At 34.9% G+C, this 3,853-nt stretch carries 4 protein-coding genes; all 4 read left to right on the plus strand.

Translation table 11 applies throughout. The features are described 5' to 3' along the window. Positions 1–701: fibronectin type III domain-containing protein (locus K6343_05785; protein ID MEF3245468.1), on the plus strand; the 701-nt coding region annotated here is incomplete at its 5' end. Positions 702–897: 196 nt separating this feature from the next. After that, complete coding sequence (locus tag K6343_05790) at positions 898–2,535, plus strand: 2-oxoacid:acceptor oxidoreductase subunit alpha (GenBank protein ID MEF3245469.1); 1,638 nt, start codon at positions 898–900, stop codon at positions 2,533–2,535. Further along, entirely contained in the window at positions 2,532–3,374 is an 843-nt protein-coding gene (locus K6343_05795) for a 2-oxoacid:ferredoxin oxidoreductase subunit beta (protein ID MEF3245470.1), read from the plus strand. The genes K6343_05790 and K6343_05795 overlap by 4 nt, the downstream gene beginning before the upstream one ends. A gap of 99 nt (positions 3,375–3,473) precedes the next feature. Beyond that, positions 3,474–3,853, plus strand: a 380-nt coding sequence (locus K6343_05800) for an HlyD family secretion protein (GenBank protein ID MEF3245471.1), incomplete at its 3' end; no start/stop codon positions are given.

The raw sequence follows: 3,853 nt of genomic DNA on the forward strand, positions 1-3,853 counted from the left end.
ACACACATATAACTGATGATGTTTCATTAATTTCCTCGGGTGTTTCAAAGCTCACTCTCCCAGCAGCTCCTACAAACTTTCAAGCAAATGGAATTGGCAAAACGATCTATATGTCATGGTCACATACGAAAGACTGCGATGGGTATAAAATCTATAAGTGGGTTAAGATAGGTTCTATTTTTAATTGGTCGCTTGTTACAACATTGGACAAAAATACCCTTTCCTATCATACTACCGTTGCTGACTACGGTGTCTATTTATTTAAAGTAACTGCCTACAATGCAAGCAAAGATTCTGCTCAATCCCCAACCAAAAATGCTTATGCTCTTAAAACACCCACAGGGCTTACGGCAACTCCTCTCTCGTCAACTTCTATAAAACTTACTTGGGACCCTCCTAACACAAATGCAACACAAGTTGTAGTGAAATATAGTGTAAATGGATTGGTTTATGTTTTAGCTGGATCTTTTGATCTCCCTCTTTTAGATGTAACGATCTCTTCGCTTACTCCAGCCACTCAATATTGGTTTAAAATAGCTGCAAAAAGAGACTCAAACAACATATCCAGTGATTCAGATCCTGAAACTGCAAAAACTCTGCCAATAGATACAGCACCAACCAAACCTCACGGATTTGGTGGAGTTGCTTTAACGTGCAACAAAGTTGACCTTGTGGGGATTTTGCCTTGTCGGAGTGACTAAGTGTAGTCCTCTTGTTCAGAATAACAAACAATAACAGACTATAGCATATAATATAACAGTTGGCATTAACCCACTAAAACGAAAAGTAAAAGATATTTTACTGCTCTTTTTAATCAACATATACAAGGACCAAAAATATAAAAACTTCCGACAAATAATATTTTTTGTTATAATCTTTTGAAAGGAGGTTTAATTAATGGATCTATCAATTTTTATAGGTGGCCAAGCAGGAGAAGGTATAAAAAGAGGTTCAATGCTTATTGGTAAAGTCTTTAATAGGTTTGGCTATAATGTCTTTATTCTAAACGATTACGGCTCAATTATAAGAGGTGGCACTGACTATTCTGAAGTAAGAGTTTCAAACGAGGAGATTTACACTTCCTACAATAAATTTGATTATATGTTTGCTTTTCACATGGATGTTTTCGAAAAATACAAAGACAAACAGAAAGAAAATTGCTCAACATTTACCGATGATAAAATAAATTTTGATTCAATTATAAGAAGTGTTGATGGTCAACCCTTTATGAAACCATCTATAGTATTAGGAATGTTAACTTATCTTCTCCAAATCCCTGTAGATTTCGTTATTGATGTGATAAAAGATGACTTAAAAGAGCACGCTCCTAAGAATATAGAACTGTTTATGGCGGGGTATAATATCCTCAAAGATAAAAATGAACAGCATATACACCTTTTAAAAGGAACTAATACCCCAAAACCTCTACTTTATGGAAACGATGCTATTGGTTTAGGAGGAGTTAAAGCAGGAATGAAAGTTTATGCGGCATACCCAATTACACCTTCTTCAACTCTTCTTGAATTTCTTGCAAAAAATGCAAAAAGGTTTAATATCACGGCAATACAACTTGAAGATGAAATTGCAGCAATTAACCTTGCCTTAGGAAGTGCATATGCAGGTGTCCCCTCTATGGTTGGCACATCTGGAGCAGGCATTGATCTTATGGGTGAAACCATTAGTCTTGCAGGTGCAGTTGAAGTCCCAATTGTAATTGTAGATGTTGAACGTGTAGGTCCTTCTACAGGAGCACCAACTTACACTGAGCAAAGCGATTTAAACCTTGTTTTAAATGTTGGACATGGTGAATTTCCTCGTATTGTCCTTGCACCAGGTGATATTGTTGAAGCATTTGAAGTTACAGCAAAGGCATTCCAATTTGCTTGGTGGTACCAAACTCCTGTATTCATCCTCTCTGATAAGCACATATCAGAAAGCGCACAAAACGTTCTAATACCATTTTCAAATAATTACCCACCTCTTATAAAAACTTTTGACCAAGAAGAACAACATTACAAAAGGTATAAACTTAACGAAGATGGCATTTCTCCTCTTGCCTTTCCTTCAATGAAAGATATTATAGTTCATGTAAACTCAAGTGAGCACACAGAGGAAGGCTATAGTTCAAGTGATCCTAAGAATCTAATCTCAATGAAAGAAAAACGATTAAGAAAGATAAAAACAATCGAAGAAGACTTTAAATTAATGAAATTCATCAATGTCTTTGGTAAAGAAAGTGATGTTGCTGTTGTATCTTTTGGTTCCCCAAAAGGAGCAATACTTGAAGCCATTAAAGACTTATATATTAAATTTATACAGGTAATTTCGCTTGAACCTTTCCCAAAAGAGGCACTTCTTAATGAACTCAAAGATGTTAAAAAAATTATTTCCATTGAACAAAATTCTTTTGGGCAGTTTGCAAACATTCTCGAAAGTAAAACCGGAAAAAGCATATACAAAAGAGTTCTAAAATACGACGGAAGGCCCTTCAATGTTTGGGAGTTAAGAAACATCTTCAAGGAGGTGGTAAAATGAATCTTGCAACAGATAGAAAAATACAGTGGTGCCCGGGCTGTGGAAATTTTGGTATCTACAATGCCCTTAAAACTGTCCTTGAAAAAGAAATTGAAAATGGCACTCTTAAACAAGAGGATATTACGCTTGTTTCTGGTATTGGCTGTTATGGTTATATTACAAACTACTACCACTTAAATTCCTTTCATACTATACATGGGCGAGTTCCTCCTCTTGCAACTGGCATTAAACTAGCAAACCCTAATTTAACTGTCATTGGTTTTGTAGGTGATGGCGATGCCTTTGCAGAAGGTATGTCCCATACGATACATGCAGCAAGAAGAAATACAGATATAAAGTTGATTTTACATAATAACGCTGTGTATGGTCTTACAACAGGGCAGTTCACTCCCACTTCCCCGCATGGCTTTAAAAGTCGTTCTACACCTTTCGGTAACCCTGAAAATCCTATAAACCCAAGTCTAATTATGCTATTATCAAATGCAACATTTGTAGCAAGAGGTTTTTCAGCTGACTTAAAACACCTTCAGTATATTTTTTCTGAGATGCTTAAACACCGTGGCTTTGCATTTGTAGAAGTGCTCCAACCGTGCGTAACTTTTAATAATACTTACCAATTCTACAAAGAGCGCGTGTATAAGGTAGAAGACTTAAATTATGATAGTAGCAACTTAAAGAGTGCTGTTGATTTACTTATGAAAGATGATGAAAAAATACCTACTGGTATTCTATTTAGAACAAACTTGGAAACTTATGAAGAGCAGGTTGCTTTAGAAAATTACTACCTCAATCGAAATGAGGTGCCAGATCTAACAGAGATAATTAACGAGTTTATATAAAAGACGAGTTTAATTTAAAAGTCAAAAATTTTGTGATTTTGTTTTTTTGTATATAATTTGTTAAATTTAAAAAATTATATGTATTTTATGGAGGATTAAATGAAAAATAGGATCTTTATTGTTCTTATCCTTATTACATTTATTAGCGCTTTTTCTTTTGGCTGTGCAAGAAATGATTTAGTAAAAATTCAAACAGGCAACTCAATTTATACTGTAAGCTATTTGGATTTGGATTCTGAGGTTAACTTAAGTGGGAGTGTCTCGTTTGATTCCGAAACTTACGTTTATCCAGAAGTCTCTGGTATTATAAAGAAAATCTATGTTGAAGAGGGTTCTCTTGTAAAAGCCGGTGATAAAATTCTTGAGATTGATTCAACGCAGGCAACCCTTTCTTATGATAGCGCAAATACTTCATATGAATCCGCAAAGATTTCTTACGAATTGACACTTAAATCCAAAAAAGATCTTGAAAATAGTGT

The organism is Caldisericaceae bacterium (assembly GCA_036574215.1).
Taxonomy (GTDB): Bacteria; Caldisericota; Caldisericia; order Caldisericales; family Caldisericaceae; genus Caldisericum.

What these genes read in the sequence shown, in the direction of transcription:
- K6343_05790 (MEF3245469.1), top strand. Translation starts at nt 898, where the DNA reads ATGGATCTATCAATTTTTATAGGTGGCCAAGCAGGAGAAGGTATAAAA.
- K6343_05795 (MEF3245470.1), top strand. Translation starts at nt 2,532, where the DNA reads ATGAATCTTGCAACAGATAGAAAAATACAGTGGTGCCCGGGCTGTGGA.